The sequence below is a fragment of the Ensifer sp. 38_S197 genome (assembly GCF_056924495.1).
The window spans coordinates 70,662-86,265 of the sequence record NZ_JBXOVZ010000002.1; the positions used below are offsets into that span (position 1 = coordinate 70,662).

Sequence of the window (15,604 nt, forward strand, 5' to 3'; positions counted from 1 at the left end):
CCCTCTCTCCTGACCGGAGGACGTGCCATGGCCGCGCTCGAACTCGACCTCTTCCTCTGCCGCACCGACAATTTCGGTGTGCTCGTCCATGATCCTGAAAGCGGCATGACCGCCTCGATCGACGCGCCGGAAGAGCAGCCCATCCTGGATGCGCTGGAGCGGCGCGGCTGGAAGCTCACGCATATCCTGACGACACATCACCATGGCGACCACGTCGCGGCCAATGATGCGCTGAAGAAGCGCTTCGGCGTCACGATCATCGGTCCGCTCAATGAAGCCACGAAAATCCCAGGGCTCGACAAGGCCGTGCGCCATGGCGAGCATTTCGATTTTGCTGGCCGCTCCGTCGAGGTGATCGAGACGCCCGGCCACACGGCCGGCCATATCTGCTTCCATTTCACCGAGGATAAACTGCTCTTTGCCGCCGACACGCTGTTTGCGCTCGGCTGCGGACGCCTTTTCGAGGGAACGCCGGAAACCATGTGGCAGTCTCTCGGCCGGCTCGCCGCATTGCCCGACGACACGACGGTTTACTTCGGCCACGAATACACGCTTTCCAATGCCCATTTCGCGGTCACGATCGACCCAGCAAATTCCGAGCTCAAGGCGCGCGCGGCCGAGATCGAGGAAACGCGCTGTGATGGCGGCTTCACGGCGCCGACGACGATTGGCCTTGAGAAACGCACGAACCCGTTCCTGCGCGCCGCTGACCCCGGCATCCGCGCCCATCTCGGCATGCAGAACGCCAGCGATGCCGCAGTCTTCGCCGAAATCCGCAAGCGGAAGGATAACTTCTAGTGGCCGGGGCACAATCGGCGGCGGAGATCATCGAGGCGCTCGGTCTGGTGCGTCACCCGGAGGGCGGCTGGTACATCGAGACCTTCCGCGACGCCGCAGGTGGCCCACGCGGTCACTCGACGGCGATCTATTATCTGCTGCAACGTGGTGAACGCTCGCACTGGCATCGCGTCCGCGACGCCGTCGAGATCTGGCACTATCACGCGGGTGCGCCGCTCCAACTGAGCATCGCCGAGGACGGAAAGCCTGCCGAGACGCTGCGGCTCGGGTCCGACATCCTGAACGGTGAGCGCCCGCAGGGCGTGGTTCCCGCCGATTGGTGGCAATCCGCTGCTTCCCTGGGTGACTGGACGCTGGTGGGCTGCACGGTCGCGCCGGCATTTGATTTCGCCGCCTTCGAAATGGCGGCTCCCGATTGGCAGCCGCCCAAACGATAACGGTCCCGGTTATTCCGCCGGCTGCGCCACCATGGCACGCTTGCGGAAGATCATATCCTTCGCCGCAAGCACCGCGCCGCCGGTCACGAACAGGCAGGCGAGCCCAATGCGCCAGGACGGCTCGGCAAAGCCGAACAGGATCAGGATCAGCGTCGAAAGTACCGGCGCTGCATAACTTGCAACGCCGAGAAGCTGGATGTTGCCGTTCTTCACACCGAAGTCCCAGGCGTAGAAGGCCGCCCCGACCGGCAGCAGCCCCAGACCGGCGACTGCCAACCATTCGAACGTGGTCGCTGGCCAGACGGTCGTTTCAAGCGCCAGATGGCAGACGAAGGAGAGGATGGAGGTGGCAAGACAAAAGCCAGTGACGACGTCGGTCGAGACCGCCTCGAAACGACGCGTGATCAAGGAGTAACCCGACCAGGTAAAGGCGCAGAGAAAGGCGGCGCCGTAGCCGATGAGATAGGCGTAGTCGAAGGCGACACCATTGCGCGCGACGATCAGGATCGTTCCCGCGAGACCGGCGAGCGCGCCGGCGAGATGATACCAGCGCAAACGCTCCCCCGGCAAAAGGGCCGAGCCGACGACGATCAGCAGCGGCCAGAGATAGGCGATCAGCCCCGCCTCCACCGCCGGCGCGTTGCGAAGCGCCGTGAAATAGAGAAAGTGATAGCCGAACAGGCCGGCAATGCCGGTGATCCAGACTTTGGCCGGCTGCTTGAGCAGCGCCATGCGCTCCGGCCTCAACGTCAGCACCACCAGGCCGGGCAGACTGCCGATCAGAAAGCAGATCGCAGAAAGCTGGAACGGCGGCATCTTGCCGGATGCTGCCGTGAACAGCGCGAGCAGCGACCACATCAGAATGGCGGAAAAGCCGATCAGCGTTGCCTTGAATTTCATAGTCGTCCCCTCGCGCGGCTTCTCTCACGGAAACCTGCGCCGATAAAATCACGGTGTTTCGTGGTGTTTAACCTTTTAGTTGCACGCGACCGCGCGTCAACCACCAAATCGCGTCGCCGAGACCGTGACCGGCCCAAGCTTCGTGGGGATTCGGACATAGACGGGAGCATAGACGTTTACGGCTTGCGCCTTGGCGAACCAGATCTCCATCGTCTGCAGGCGACGCAGATACTCGACATCCTCGCGTCCCTTCTTGTAGCCGGCCTTCGGCACAAAGCGGATGCCGCAGACGATCACCTCGCCTTCAAAACCCTTCGTCTTGAAAGGCTTGGTTCCCTTCGGTGAAAGCTTGATGTCGAGCCGCGACTCGCCGTCGAAGATCGGCAGCGTGTTCGGACAGACACGCGCGTCGGCGGGAATGATCAGACCGGAAAGCGGATCGAGCACGTTGCGCATGTCGCGCGAAGTGACGGGCACCCAGTTCTTCGGCAAGGGCGTGCGCTTTGGCGTCATGCTCGCATGCACGACATTGCCGTTGCGATAGGTGACGCTGATCGCCCGGCCCTTCGACCCGCTGCGATAGGACATCGAATATTGCGAGGCCCGCAGGTGATCCTTGTCGACAACGCCCGAAACCTGGGTCTGGCCCGAGGTCCGGCTGAGGATATCGAGCAGCCCCGCGGACCTCAGCGTTCCCGATATCGTGTAGCGATTCTTCTGAAGTTCGGTGTGGAAGGAGGCGCGCGCAACCGGCAAACCGGCGAGCGAGATGCTGTAATCCGTCAGATGTTCGACATCGGCGGCCGATGATGCTGTGGAAAACGAGACCGCGGACAGTAGCGCCGCCACGCGAAAGCCATTTCGCAACTTCATGCCCTGAAAAATCCATCACTTGAATTTCGCCGCAATACCCTGAAATGCAGGCTCTTTACGGCTTTTCTACGCCCAGCGCGCTGCAGCCGGTCGTGGGGCCGGCCCCGCGGTAGCCCCACGTCCGCATGCCAGAAGTAGCGCATAGCAAAGCCGCTTGGAATGGGTCCTGCAAGGCATTATTCCTATGCGGATCAGACCTCACATCCGACGAGCGGCGGGGAAAAACCGCGGGTTTTCCGAGAATGCAAGAGGTTTGGCTTGACGGGCGGGCCGTCTCTGACTATAGAACCGCGACTTTCCAATAATGGCCTAGGAACGCGGCCTGGGCTCTGGGCCCGCTACCGCATTGTCCGGCGGCGATAAAGAGAATAGGTGTACCATGTCCCGTAGTTGCGAATTGACCGGCAAGGGCGTCCAGTCGGGCAACAATGTAAGCCACGCCAACAACAAGACCAAGCGCCGGTTCCTGCCGAACCTGTGCAACGTCACGCTGATTTCCGATGCTCTCGGCCAGCGCTACCGTCTGCGCGTTTCCGCTGCAGCTCTCCGCTCGGTCGAACACCGTGGCGGCCTCGACGCCTTCCTGCTGAAGTCGGACGAGAACGAGCTGAGCATGCGTGCTCGCCTGCTGCGTCGCCAGATCGTCAAGAAGGTTGCTGAAGCCGCCTGATCGGCGCCAGCGCACTGTCTTTGACACGCGTTTAAAAGGCTTGCGGGTTCATCCGGCAAGCCTTTTTCTCGTGCGCATCGCTTGCCACATCGGCCGGGTATCTTGCCCGGCTTTCGCTCCTCTAGCTGGTGGCATCTCCCAGGATAAAAAAATGCTGATCAACCGTACGTTCTTCCTCTATGTCGCGCTGATGACTCTCGTGGTCGTCGCCTCGAATATCCTCGTTCAGTTTCCGCTGCCGGGTTCGATTGCCGGCATGCAGCTGGGCGATCTCCTCACCTGGGGCGCTTTCAGCTATCCCTTCGCTTTCCTGGTGACGGACCTCACAAACCGGCAGTTCGGGCCGCGCCTCGCGCGCCGCGTGGTGGTCGCCGGTTTCATCGTCGCCATCCTGCTCTCCTTCGTCGCCGCCACGCCGCGGATCGCGATTGCCTCGGGCTCCGCCTTCCTGTTCGGTCAGCTTCTCGACATCTCGGTGTTCAACCGCCTGCGCCGCCAGAGCTGGTGGCATGCGCCGCTGGCCGGCTCGCTGATCGGCTCGGCGCTCGACACCGCCATGTTCTTCTCCTTCGCCTTTGCGCCATTCTTCGTGTTCTTCGGCCCGAACGACAGCTTCGCGCTGGAAACCGCGCCCCTGCTCGGGGTGCTCGCCGCCGAGGCACCGCGCTGGATCTCCTGGGCGATCGGCGACCTGAGCGTCAAGATCCTCTGCGGCCTCGTCATGCTGCTGCCCTATGGCGCACTGATGAGCGTCATCAAGCCGATGCCGGTGGCCGAAAAGGCCACCGCCTAGAGCAATTCCAGAAAAAGTGTGAAACGGTTTTCCTTCCGGAATTGCGTAATTTCAACAGTGAAATGATCTAGGCACGATCCGACAATAAGGCTCCAGCCGCTGACGCCGGTTGCATGAACCGATGCCAGCGGCTTTTCCATTTCCGCGGCCAGCTATGGCCCGACGGAAACCCGCCCCGCACTCTTCCTGGGATTGCTCTATTGCGTCAGAGGCGACGTCAGGCGGAACTCGAGCATCAGGTTGCGCTCGAGGATCGAATGGTTGTCATCGGAAACGACGATCACCCGGATTTCGCCGTCCGGTCGGGCGACGACGTCGAGCCCCTCCATATTGTCGATCTGGTAGCGCATGTCGGCTTCGAAGATGACCTCGCCATCGACCACGGCGCCGGGCTTGATCGTATCCCCGGCGATCCGCCGGATCTGCATTCCGAGACCCGAACCGAAAGAGAAGCGCCGCTCCAGGAGCAACAGGTCGCCGTTCGGCAGGAACGCCCCATCCGTCACAGCGTAGGGATCCTTGCGCACGACGCTAAAGGCGCCACGCTTTGGCCCGTCGAGAATGCCCGCCAGCAGATTGTCCGCCTTGTCGACGCTGCGCTCGGCAACAGCGATCGTCGCACCGGCCAGCGGGCTGTTTTTTGGCGCGACCGCGATGGTCTCGATGCCGCCATTGTTGCGCAGCTCCTTGATCGGGAACGGCAACGCCAGGCTGCCGATCGGCGTCGAAGCCGCAAAACCCGGGTCCGGGTAGATGTCGATGCGATGTGCCTGTTCGTAGCTGACGACCACCTGCCCCGACCGGAACGCCAATCCTTCGGAATCCACCTTCCACTTGGCCAGGCCGACGTCACCGTTTCGGTCGGCCATCGGCGTGGCGATGAGATCCGTGAGACCGGAAAGCCGGCCGTCCGCATCGCGGGTCACGGCGCCCTCTAGCCAATGGCCGGTGTCCATGATCGCGATGAACGAGGTACCATCAGGTCGAAAACGGATCGCCGACACGGCGCCGAACAGGGAATTGGGCGATGTCATTTCCAGCCCGCCGACGAACTCCAGAGCGCCGAACCGGGTGTCGCTCGATCCGACCGCAAAGCTCGTGATCTGGCGGCTGCGGATCGGCAAAGTTTCGCTGTTCGAGGCGGCCCATGCCGAGCCGGTCGACGCCAGAAGCAGGAGGGCTAGAAGTCCGCGACCAAGCATGGGAAGAGTACCTTCAGGGGAAAGCATCGGGAATGAAACGGAGCACGACCACGAGGTACACCCGCCACGGCGCACTGAGATCATTCAGCAGCTTGGTAGACCGTAAAACTTTGTCCGTAAATTGACTTCGGCTGAGAGCCGTAACGTGCTGCGGCCGAGTGGCGTTCGGAAGTGGCAAAGCCACCTCCGAACGATAGGATCATCCCGCGCGGCGATGGCGCGATGAGCCGCGGCGCTGGCTTTCGTCCTCGAAGAGTGCGGCCAGCTGTTCGGTCATGGCGCCGGCGAGTTCGTCGGCGTCGACGATCGTCACGGCGCGGCGATAGTAGCGCGTGACGTCGTGACCGATGCCGATCGCCAGCAGTTCTACCGGCGAGCGGGTTTCGATCTGCTCGATCACCGCGCGCAGGTGCCGCTCGAGGTAGTTTCCGGGATTGACTGAAAGGGTCGAGTCGTCGACCGGCGCGCCGTCGGAGATCATCATCAGGATGCGGCGCTGTTCGCGACGCGCCATCAATCGCTCATGCGCCCACATCAGCGCTTCGCCGTCGATGTTTTCCTTGAGCAAGCCCTCGCGCATCATCAGGCCGAGGTTGCGGCGTGCACGGCGCCAAGGCGCATCGGCGGACTTGTAGATGATGTGGCGCAGGTCGTTCAGCCGGCCCGGCGATTGCGGCTTGCCTCCGGCCAGCCACTTCTCGCGCGACTGTCCGCCCTTCCACGCTTTGGTGGTAAAGCCGAGGATCTCGACCTTGACGCCGCAACGTTCCAGTGTGCGTGCCAGGATGTCGGCACAGGTGGCCGCAACCGTGATCGGACGGCCACGCATCGAGCCGGAATTGTCGATCAGCAGCGTCACCACCGTATCGCGGAAGTTGGTGTCCTTCTCGCGCTTGAAGGAAAGCGGCTGCATCGGGTCGATGATGATGCGCTGCAGCCGCGCCGTGTCGAGATAGCCCTCTTCGAGGTCGAACTCCCAGGAACGGTTCTGCTGCGCCATCAGCCGGCGCTGCAGGCGGTTGGCAAGGCGCCCGACCGCGCCCTGGAGATGGGCGAGCTGCTTGTCGAGGAAGGCGCGCAGCCGGTCGAGCTCGGCCTCGTCGCACAGCTCTTCCGAGGCGATCGTCTCGTCGAACTCGCGGGTGAAGACGGCGTAATCGACCTTTTCGTTGAAGTCGGCAAAGGGCTGGTTCGGGCGCTTGACCTCGCCCGGCGTCTCACTGTCCTCGTCGCCTTCGTCCTGGAGATCGTCGTCGGAGATCTCCGCGCCGTCCATCTCGCCTTCTTCCATCTGCTCTTCGGCAGCCTGGTTTTCGTCGGCGGGGGCAGCATCGTCGCCGGCTTCCTCGTCGCTGGCGTTCTCGTCCTGCTCCTGGCTGCGCGGCTGGTCTTCGTCGGTCTCGCTCTCCTGCTCGTCCGGCTCGATGTCATCGTCGCCATATTTTTCGGCGACCTCCATCGAGGTCAGCATATCGCGCACGACCCGGGCAAAGGCCTGTTGGTCGTTGATCGTCGACGACAGGTTCTTGATGTCGCCGGCAGCCTTGTCCTCGATGAACTCCCGCCAGAGGTCGAGCACCTTTCCGGCGGATGCCGGCGGCTTCTCGCCGGTCAGCTTTTCGCGCACCAGCAGCGCCACGGCTTCACCGAGCGGCGCGTCGGCCTGCCGCTCGATCGTGGCGAAATTCGCCTTGGCGTATTTCTCCTCGAGCATGACGTTCAGGTTCTTGGCGACACCCGCCATGCGCAGCGCACCGATCGCCTCGACGCGAGCCTGTTCCACCGCGTCGAAGATCGCGCGGGCGTCCGCCCCCTGCGGCGACATCGTCGCGTGGATGCGCGCATCGTGACAGGCCTTGCGCAGCGCCATGCTGTCACCGAGGCCGCGGGTCACGGAAAGCTCCTGAAGCGTCGGGCGCTTGGAAAGTTCCGGCAGGCGAATGCGCTCGCCGGTCATGCCGGGCCGCTCGTTGGCGAAGGCGACTTCCACCTCGGCATCGCCCGCGATCGATCGGATGCAGCCGGAAAGCGCCCGCTTGAACGGTTCCGCAGCGTTCTCGCGCGTGGTTGGCTTTGCCTTCGAGTTCGAGCTCACGACAGTTCCTTTTTCAGCCAGCGGCGATGATGCCCCGCTACTGCATGGTTCCTTTGATCGTTGCCAATCAAAGGACAAAACATGCAGCAATTCAAACTGCTACCGCGATCATTGCGCGTCTGACAAGACGCGCGGCGCTGTCGGGCATCATCGAGTTTGCCACAGCGTCAAAGTCCGCCCTCCCCAATGGGGAAGGCAGACCACGGATCAGGCAGTGGCTTCGAGCACGATGTTCGCAGCGCTTTCCTTCAGCTCGATGCCGAAGGCGCGTTGATAGTGCTCGGCGACCAGCGCCCGTTCCAACTCGTCGCACTTGTTGAGGAAGGTTACGCGGAAGGCAAAGGCGATATCGCCGAAGATATGGGCGTTCTCCGCCCAGGTGATGACCGTACGCGGGCTCATGACGGTCGAAAGATCGCCATTGATGAAGGCAGCGCGCGTGAGGTCGGCAACGCGGACCATCTTGGAAACGGTTTCACGGCCCTTGTCGGCGGTGAAGCCCTTCACCTTGGCGGCGACGATGTCGACTTCCTTGTCATGCGGCAGGTAGTTCAGCGTCGTCACGATCGACCAGCGGTCCATCTGCGCCTGGTTGATCTGCTGCGTGCCGTGGTAGAGGCCGGTCGTGTCGCCGAGACCGACCGTGTTGGCGGTCGCGAACAGGCGGAAGGCCGGGTGCGGGCGGATGACGCGGCTCTGGTCGAGCAGCGTCAGGCGGCCGGAGGATTCCAGAACGCGCTGGATAACGAACATCACGTCCGGGCGGCCGGCATCGTATTCGTCGAAGACCAGCGCGACATTGTGCTGGTAGGCCCAGGGCAGGATGCCGTCCTTGAACTCGGTGACCTGCAGGCCGTCCTTGACGACGATCGCGTCCTTGCCGACGAGGTCGATACGGCTGACATGGCTGTCGAGGTTGACACGCACGCACGGCCAGTTGAGGCGGGCGGCGACCTGTTCGATATGGGTGGACTTGCCGGTACCGTGATAGCCCGACACCATCACGCGTCGGTTGTGGGCGAAGCCTGCGAGAATGGCGAGCGTCGTTTCGCGATCGAAGAGGTAGTCCGGATCGAGGTCCGGCACATAAGCGTCGCCCTTCGAATAGGCAGGAACGCGCAAATCCGTATCAATGCCGAAAACCTCCCGGACAGAGATCGTCGTGTCGGGGAGGTTGGAAATATCGAGGTCAATCTTGCTCATCATGTCTCCAGAGCGGCCACCGGACGGCACCCGCGCATTCGCCTGCAAAAGTAATTCTGTAATAATCCGCGTTGTTAGCAGAAGCCAGCCTGTTTTAACAATTGGTAGGCTTGAATAACGGCGCGAAAACGCTCTTCCGATCCCCTATCTCCGCCATTGGCATCAGGGTGATGCTTTTTGACGAGATCCTTGTAGGCAGCCTTGATATCCGCAGCGGTCGCCGACGCACCGAGACCGAGCGTTTCGAAGGCTTTCGCCTCGAGCGTCTTCAACTTGCGCTGGCGCGGCTCCGGGCGGCCGGAACGCGCCCGCGCCTCGCTGACGAAACCGAAGGGATCGCGCATGCGCGCCTGGGCGCCCGCGGTGCCGGATCGCGTCTGCGATTGAGTCGGACCGTTCCTGGCGTTCTTATTGACACCGACAGTCCAGGTCGGCCGGTGACCGGTCACCGCCTCCTTCTGGTAGCGCGCAACCTCGCTGTCGGACAGGCCGGAGAAGTAATTGTACCCCTTGTTGTACTCCTTCACATGCTCGAAGCAGAACATGAAGTATTGCCCCTCGGCGTTGCGGCCGACGGGCGCCCGATGCACGCCCTTCTGATCACAGCCGTCCCACTGGCAGACGGGCGCAGCAGGCTCCGCCCGCGGCTCGACCTTGCGCCGGGTGCGGATACGATCGAAGTATTTTGAATCGAGTCTCATGGCGCTCATTATGGGGTTTGGCCGGGGCCACAACAAGAATTGACAAAGCAGAATGTTGCTGGCTTTGTGCGGGCATTTTGCGCCGCCAAGCCTGCGACTGCCGGGTTCGACAGACCCGCGAGGGGGCGTCAAACAATCAAGGAAATGGGACGGAAGAATGTCACTCACCGACACGATCGAAAAGAAGCTGATCGAGGCCTTCCACCCCGAGAGACTGGCGGTCATCAACGAGAGCCATATGCATGCCGGCCATCAGCCCGGTTTCAATGGCGGCGGCGAAACCCACCTGCGGGTGCGTATCGTTTCGAGCGCCTTTACTGGCATGAGCCGCGTCGCCCGCCACCGCGCGATCAACGACCTTCTGAAGCCGGAACTCGATGCCGGCCTGCATGCCCTCGCGGTCGAGCCGGCGGCACCCGGCGAAACGACCCGCTGGTAGCGATCGGGTATCATTCAGACCGTCGGAGCGGCACCGTCTTCCGCCGGCCGGATGCGCAGCTTGGTGATCCGGTTCCTCACGCGCTTCATCACGATGAAGCGCTTGCCGTGGAAGGTGAACGCCTGGCGCTCTTCCGGAATGCTCTTCGACTCGTGGATCACCAGGCCGGCAACCGTCGTCGCTTCCTCATCCGGCAATGACCAGTCGAGCGCGCGGTTGAGATCGCGGATCGGCACCGATCCGTCGACGACGATCGAGCCATCGGCCTCCTGTCGGACGCCCTGGATATCGAGGTCGTGCTCATCGGCAATGTCGCCGACAATCTCCTCCAGAATGTCTTCCAGCGTCACCAGGCCCTGAACCTGGCCATACTCATCGACGACGATCGCAAGATGCAGCTTGCGACGCAGGAAGGCGTTGAGCTGGTCCTTGAGGTTGGTCGTGTCGGGCACGAACCAGGGCTTCTGCGCGATCTTGACGATATCGAGGTTTTCCGGCTCGACGTTCGGCTCCGCGAGCGCCCGCAGCAGGTCCTTGGAATGCACGACGCCGATGATGTTGTCGGTCGAGCCGCGCCAGAGCGGCAGCCGCGTGAACGGGCTTTCGAGAATGTCGCGGACGCAGGCTTCCGGCGGCTCGTCGGCGTTGATCGCCCGCATGCTGGTGCGGTGGATCATGATGTCGGAGATTTCGAGCTCGCCGAGATCGAGCACACCGCCCAACCGGTCACGGTCCGCCTTGATCACCGAGCCTTCGCGGTGGAGCAAGTCCACCGCGCCCCGCAACTCCTCATGCGCCGAGAGCATCGACATGTCGGCGGAGAGGTTGACGCCGAAGATGTTGAGCAGGCGCCGGACGATGCCGTTGACCACGCTGGAGACCGGCCCGACGATCGCGACGAAGGGACGGACGAGCGGCGCGACTGCCAGCGCGAAGCGATCAGGAGAGGCGATCGCCCAGCTCTTCGGCAGCACTTCCGAGAAGATGACGAGCAGCACGGTCATGGCGAGTGTCGCGATCGCCACGCCGGAATCGCCGAAAAGGCCGATCAGCAGGCTCGTCGTCAGCGACGAAGCCAGAATGTTGACCAGACTGTTGCCGATCAGCAGCGTGCCAATCAACCTGTCGCGCCGTTCGATCAGCCGGTTGACGATGCCGGCCCGCTCTTCGCCATTGTTCTCCAGCGTATGCATGCGCGAGCGCGAGGCGGCCGTCAGCGCTGTCTCCGAGCCGGAGAAGAACGCCGAGAGCACGAGCAGGCAGAAGACCGAGAGGATCGACAGCCAGTATTCCGTCAGAAAAGCTATAAAGGCTTCGCCGCTCATTGCGGATGTTTTTCCCTCAGGAAGCCCAGGACTTCCGATGCCGGAACGTCATCGGCGACAAAGGATTGACCGATGCCGCGCGTCAGAATGAAGGTGAGCTTGCCGCCCTTGACCTTCTTGTCCTGGGCGATCGCGTCCATCAGCCGCTCGGCCGGCGGCAGCGTACCGGGGATTTCCGACATGCGGGTCGGCAGACCCACGGTTTTCAGGTGTGCCTCCACGCGCGTCGCGTCGTCGGGGCTCGCAAGGTTCATGCGTGCCGAGAACTGATGCGCCAGCACCATGCCGATCGAAACGCCTTCGCCGTGCACGAGCCGCGCGCTGTCATACTCGGTCGCCGCCTCAAGCGCGTGGCCGAAGGTGTGGCCGAGATTGAGCAGTGCGCGCAAGCCGTTCTCGCGCTCGTCCGCCGCGACGACATCGGCCTTGGCCTGGCAGCTCACCGCGATCGCCTCGATGCGCGCCGCGCCGCCGGCAAAGACCGCCTGCCAGTTCTTTTCGAGCCAGGCGAAGAAGTCCGGCTTGTCGATCAGTCCATACTTTGCGACCTCGGCATAGCCGGCGCGGAACTCGCGCGGGCTCAGCGTGTCGAGCACGTCCGTATCGGCAAGCACCAGGTCCGGCTGATGGAAGACACCGATCAGGTTCTTGCCGTGCGGAGAATTGATGCCGGTCTTGCCGCCGACAGAGGAATCGACCTGTGCCAAGAGCGAAGTCGGGATCTGGATGAAACGCGAACCGCGGCGCACGATGCCGGCGGCAAAGCCGGTGAGATCGCCGATGACGCCGCCGCCGAGCGCGATCACCGCATCGTTGCGCTCGATCCGGGCGCCGAGCACGGTTTCGCAAACCGGGATCAGGTGCTCGAAACTCTTGGTCTTCTCGCCGGCGGGCAGCACGAGCGACACCGCATCGATGTCACGCCCCTTCAAGCTCGCCATCAGCGGCTCGAGATAGCGAGGCGCGACGTTCTCGTCGGTGATGACGGCCATCTTGCGCCCCTTGAGGCGGGCTGCGATCTGCTCGCCGGCGGCCGCAATCAGCCCAGGGCCGATCAGGATATCGTAGGAACGATCGCCGAGGTCGACGCGGACCTGGCATTCGGCAGCGGGCATCGCATGGCTATTCATGACTTTTCTTGTCCTGGTGTTCGATGACGGCAGCGAGAACGTCTTCCACCATCGTCTCTTTCTTCACATCGCGCGACAACACGGTCAGGTCGGCTTCGGCGTAGATCGGGTAGCGCGCGTTCATCAGGTTTTCGAGCGTCTGCTTCGGATTTTCCGTCTTTAGGAGCGGCCGGGTATCGCGCTTGTTGACCCGTTCCCACAGTACGTCGAGTTCGGCATTGAGCCAGACCGTTAGGCCGCCCTTCTTGATCTGTCGGCGTGAGCGCTCGTTGATATAGGCGCCGCCGCCGGTGGAAACGACGCGCGGTCCACTCCTCAGCAGGCGCTTCAACACCCGCGTTTCCAGCGCGCGGAACTCCTCCTCGCCGTAGCGGGCGAAGAGATCGCTGATCGTCATGCGCGAGACGCGCTCGATCTCGTGGTCGGAATCAACGAAGGGAATGCCAAGTGCCTGGGCGGTCAACCGTCCGATTGCCGACTTGCCGGCACCCATCAGGCCGATGAACACGAGATTGCGTTTACCGAGTACAAGCTTCGCCCGCTCGGCAAGCGTTGCGGAAACCGGTTCGATCACGTCGTTCATTGGACTTCTTATTCCCCATTCCCTTTCGGTATCGACAAAACGGGGTGTAGCGTCAAGTCGTCGCGCGCGTCCGCTCACGGTTCTTGAACTCGGCCGAAGCGGCGTTCATATAGGTCAGGCACCCGCCATGGCGCCGCGTGTTCCTTCGGAACGCGTGAACCGCATTGGCCGTTTGAACGCCTGCATGCGTATCCTTGCGTCCGCTTCATCGAAGGGTACATGCAGAGGAGATTGAAATGCCGACCCTATTCCGGTTCCTGTTCTTCTGCGCCGTTATCGCCGGAATAGTCTACGGCACGATGGTCTCCCTCGTCACCTTCGTCGAGCCGGTGGAGCGGGACGTGACCGTGAAAATACCGTCCGAGCGGGTGAACAAGCCCCAATGAGCGATCTCTCCGCAGCCCATGTCGAGGCCTTCCTCGAAATGATGAGCGCCGAGCGCGGCGCCGCGGTCAACACGCTGCAATCCTATGAGCGCGACCTGGAGGACGCCTCCTCGCATCTGCGCACGCTCGGAACCGGGCTGACAGGGGCAACACCGGACGATCTTCGCGCCTATCTCGCCCATCTTGCCGGCCAGGGCTTCAAGCCCTCGTCGCAGGCACGACGTCTCTCGGCGCTCCGGCAATTCTACAAGTTCCTCTACGCCGAAGGTATGCGCGGCGACGATCCGACCGGAATTCTCGACGCCCCTAAGAAGGGGCGCAGCCTGCCAAAGACGCTGAGCGTCGACGACGTCTCGCGGCTGATTGGGCAAGCCGAAATGGAAGCCGCGGCAGGCGGGCCCGATCGGCTTGCGCGGTTGCGCATGCATGCGCTGATCGAGCTGCTCTACGCCACCGGCATGCGTGTCAGCGAACTGGTCTCGCTGCCGGCAAGCGTGCTGGCGCAGAACGGCCGCTTCCTGGTCATCCGCGGCAAGGGCAACAAGGAGCGTCTCGTGCCGCTTTCGCAGGCCGCGATCCGGGCGATGCGGGCCTATGGCGAGGCGCTCGCCGAGGAGACGGCGAAGGGGGACGCGGGCGGCCGCGAAAGCCCCTGGCTCTTCCCCTCCTCCGGCAAGCAAGGCTTCCTGCCGCGCCAGGTCTTCGCGCGCGATCTGAAATCGCTTGCCGCCCGCGCCGGCATAAGGGTCGCGACGATCTCGCCGCATGTGCTGCGGCATGCCTTCGCCAGCCACCTGCTCGCCAATGGCGCGGATCTTCGCGCCGTGCAGGAACTGCTCGGACATTCGGACATTTCAACGACACAAATCTATACGCATGTGCTGGAAGAACGGCTGCACAACCTCGTGCAAAACCATCACCCCCTTGCCAAACAGGCGAAAAAACAGGATTAGGACCGCCGGGAAGCTGGTTTCGGCCCGCATATCCTTGTCGCAAAATGATCGGAAACGCATCTCATGCACAACTATCTCGATTTCGAAAAGCCCATCTCGGACCTCGAAGGCAAGATTCTCGAATTGAAGAAGCTCGCCGGCGAAGACGAGAGCGTGAACACTTCGGATGAGATCGAACGGCTGGAGACGCGCGTCCGCGACGCGATGGTCGAGATCTATTCCAAGCTGACGCCGTGGCAGAAGACCCAGGTCGCCCGCCACCCCCAGCGCCCGCACTTCCTGGATTATGCCGCCGAGCTCTTCACCGAGTTCACGCCGCTTGCCGGCGACCGCAACTTCGCCAACGACGACGCCATCCAGGCCGGCCTTGCGCGCTTTCGCGGCATGCCGGTGGCCGTTCTCGGCCAGGAGAAGGGCAACGACACGAAGTCGCGCATCAAGCACAATTTCGGCAGCCCCCGTCCTGAAGGCTATCGCAAGGCGATCCGCGTCATGGAAATGGCCGATCGCTTCAGCCTGCCGCTGATCACGCTGGTCGACACCGCAGGCGCCTATCCCGGCGTCGGCGCCGAGGAACGCGGCCAGGCGGAAGCCATCGCCCGCTCCACCGAGATGTGCCTCAACGTTCGCGTGCCGATCGTCACCGTCGTCATCGGCGAAGGCGGCTCCGGCGGCGCCATCGCGATCGCCACCGGCAACCGCGTCTACATGCTGGAGCATGCGATCTACAGCGTCATCTCACCGGAAGGTGCTGCCTCGATCCTCTGGCGCGATTCGACCCGCGCCAAGGAAGCCGCCAGCAACATGAAGATCACCTCCGAGGACCTGAAAGCGCTCGGCGTCATCGACGGCATCATTCCGGAACCGGTCGGCGGCGCACACCGCGACCCGAACGCGGTCATCAGCCGCACGGGAACCGTGATCGCCGACGCGCTGAAGGAGCTTTCCGGACGCAATGGCGACCAGTTGCGCACGGATCGCCGACAGAAGTATCTCAATATCGGCCGCAACCTCTAAGCTGGAGCGGGATGCAGGCGGAAATCCCACGCCCCACCCATCTCGTCCCGATGGTTCGCGATTGTTGGAGCGAATTTCGCAACCGCAAAGCGGAGTGTG

Annotated in this window: 17 protein-coding genes; 8 read left to right on the top strand and 9 right to left on the bottom strand. The window is 62.9% G+C overall.

The genetic code is table 11. The features are described 5' to 3' along the window. Positions 1–27 precede the first annotated feature (27 nt). Complete coding sequence (gene gloB / locus AC1Z3V_RS13685; RefSeq protein ID WP_483499749.1) at positions 28–798, top strand: hydroxyacylglutathione hydrolase; 771 nt, start codon at positions 28–30, stop codon at positions 796–798. After that, entirely contained in the window at positions 798–1,235 is a 438-nt protein-coding gene (locus AC1Z3V_RS13690) for a cupin domain-containing protein (protein WP_483499751.1), read from the top strand. The genes gloB and AC1Z3V_RS13690 overlap by 1 nt, the downstream gene beginning before the upstream one ends. A gap of 9 nt (positions 1,236–1,244) precedes the next feature. Here AC1Z3V_RS13690 and yddG read toward each other — a convergent pair whose 3' ends face one another. Then, positions 1,245–2,135: an aromatic amino acid exporter YddG gene (yddG, locus tag AC1Z3V_RS13695; RefSeq protein WP_483499752.1), complete on the bottom strand. Its 891-nt coding sequence runs from the start codon at positions 2,133–2,135 to the stop codon at positions 1,245–1,247. A gap of 96 nt (positions 2,136–2,231) precedes the next feature. Then, complete coding sequence (locus AC1Z3V_RS13700; RefSeq protein ID WP_429819985.1) at positions 2,232–3,008, bottom strand: DUF3108 domain-containing protein; 777 nt, start codon at positions 3,006–3,008, stop codon at positions 2,232–2,234. A 379-nt stretch (positions 3,009–3,387) separates the two neighbouring features. Between AC1Z3V_RS13700 and rpmB the strand changes: the two genes are divergently transcribed. Beyond that, on the top strand, positions 3,388–3,678 hold the full coding sequence (gene rpmB, locus AC1Z3V_RS13705) for a 50S ribosomal protein L28 (RefSeq protein ID WP_034806568.1): 291 nt from the start codon (positions 3,388–3,390) through the stop codon (positions 3,676–3,678). A gap of 151 nt (positions 3,679–3,829) precedes the next feature. After that, entirely contained in the window at positions 3,830–4,471 is a 642-nt protein-coding gene (locus AC1Z3V_RS13710; RefSeq protein ID WP_429819988.1) for a queuosine precursor transporter, read from the top strand. Positions 4,472–4,668: 197 nt separating this feature from the next. Here AC1Z3V_RS13710 and AC1Z3V_RS13715 read toward each other — a convergent pair whose 3' ends face one another. From AC1Z3V_RS13715 to AC1Z3V_RS13730, 4 genes are all read right to left on the bottom strand, one after another. After that, a complete protein-coding gene (locus AC1Z3V_RS13715; RefSeq protein ID WP_483499755.1) occupies positions 4,669–5,673 on the bottom strand; it encodes an esterase-like activity of phytase family protein in 1,005 nt (334 codons plus the stop codon). A 199-nt stretch (positions 5,674–5,872) separates the two neighbouring features. Beyond that, on the bottom strand, positions 5,873–7,789 hold the full coding sequence (cobT, locus tag AC1Z3V_RS13720) for a cobaltochelatase subunit CobT (RefSeq protein ID WP_483504082.1): 1,917 nt from the start codon (positions 7,787–7,789) through the stop codon (positions 5,873–5,875). Positions 7,790–7,975: 186 nt separating this feature from the next. Beyond that, positions 7,976–8,971, bottom strand: coding sequence for a cobaltochelatase subunit CobS (gene cobS, locus AC1Z3V_RS13725; RefSeq protein WP_034806552.1), 996 nt, complete (start codon positions 8,969–8,971; stop codon positions 7,976–7,978). Between the two features lie 74 nt (positions 8,972–9,045). Next, positions 9,046–9,681, bottom strand: coding sequence for a J domain-containing protein (locus AC1Z3V_RS13730; RefSeq protein WP_429819993.1), 636 nt, complete (start codon positions 9,679–9,681; stop codon positions 9,046–9,048). A gap of 148 nt (positions 9,682–9,829) precedes the next feature. Between AC1Z3V_RS13730 and AC1Z3V_RS13735 the strand changes: the two genes are divergently transcribed. Further along, positions 9,830–10,111, top strand: coding sequence for a BolA family protein (locus AC1Z3V_RS13735; protein WP_483499757.1), 282 nt, complete (start codon positions 9,830–9,832; stop codon positions 10,109–10,111). 14 nt (positions 10,112–10,125) lie between these two features. Here AC1Z3V_RS13735 and AC1Z3V_RS13740 read toward each other — a convergent pair whose 3' ends face one another. From AC1Z3V_RS13740 to AC1Z3V_RS13750, 3 genes are read right to left on the bottom strand one after another with little or no spacing between them, the layout of a single operon-like run. Next, complete coding sequence (locus AC1Z3V_RS13740; RefSeq protein ID WP_483499759.1) at positions 10,126–11,436, bottom strand: HlyC/CorC family transporter; 1,311 nt, start codon at positions 11,434–11,436, stop codon at positions 10,126–10,128. Then, entirely contained in the window at positions 11,433–12,566 is a 1,134-nt protein-coding gene (gene aroB, locus AC1Z3V_RS13745; RefSeq protein WP_483499761.1) for a 3-dehydroquinate synthase, read from the bottom strand. The genes AC1Z3V_RS13740 and aroB overlap by 4 nt, the downstream gene beginning before the upstream one ends. Then, positions 12,559–13,149, bottom strand: coding sequence for a shikimate kinase (locus AC1Z3V_RS13750; RefSeq protein WP_483499763.1), 591 nt, complete (start codon positions 13,147–13,149; stop codon positions 12,559–12,561). The genes aroB and AC1Z3V_RS13750 overlap by 8 nt, the downstream gene beginning before the upstream one ends. Positions 13,150–13,385: 236 nt before the next feature. Here AC1Z3V_RS13750 and AC1Z3V_RS13755 point away from each other — a divergent pair, with 236 nt between their 5' ends. The 3 genes from AC1Z3V_RS13755 (at position 13,386) to AC1Z3V_RS13765 (ending at position 15,505) form a co-directional block, all read left to right on the top strand. Further along, entirely contained in the window at positions 13,386–13,535 is a 150-nt protein-coding gene (locus AC1Z3V_RS13755) for a hypothetical protein (RefSeq protein ID WP_173520524.1), read from the top strand. Beyond that, positions 13,532–14,488 (top strand): site-specific tyrosine recombinase XerD, encoded by a 957-nt coding sequence (xerD, locus tag AC1Z3V_RS13760; RefSeq protein WP_483499765.1) that lies wholly within the window; start codon positions 13,532–13,534, stop codon positions 14,486–14,488. Before AC1Z3V_RS13755 ends, xerD begins: the two co-directional genes overlap by 4 nt. 63 nt (positions 14,489–14,551) lie before the next feature. Further along, the gene (locus tag AC1Z3V_RS13765) at positions 14,552–15,505 is read left to right on the top strand and encodes an acetyl-CoA carboxylase carboxyltransferase subunit alpha (RefSeq protein ID WP_173520522.1); all 954 of its coding nucleotides are present in this window, start codon (positions 14,552–14,554) and stop codon (positions 15,503–15,505) included. The last annotated feature ends 99 nt before the right edge of the window (positions 15,506–15,604 follow it).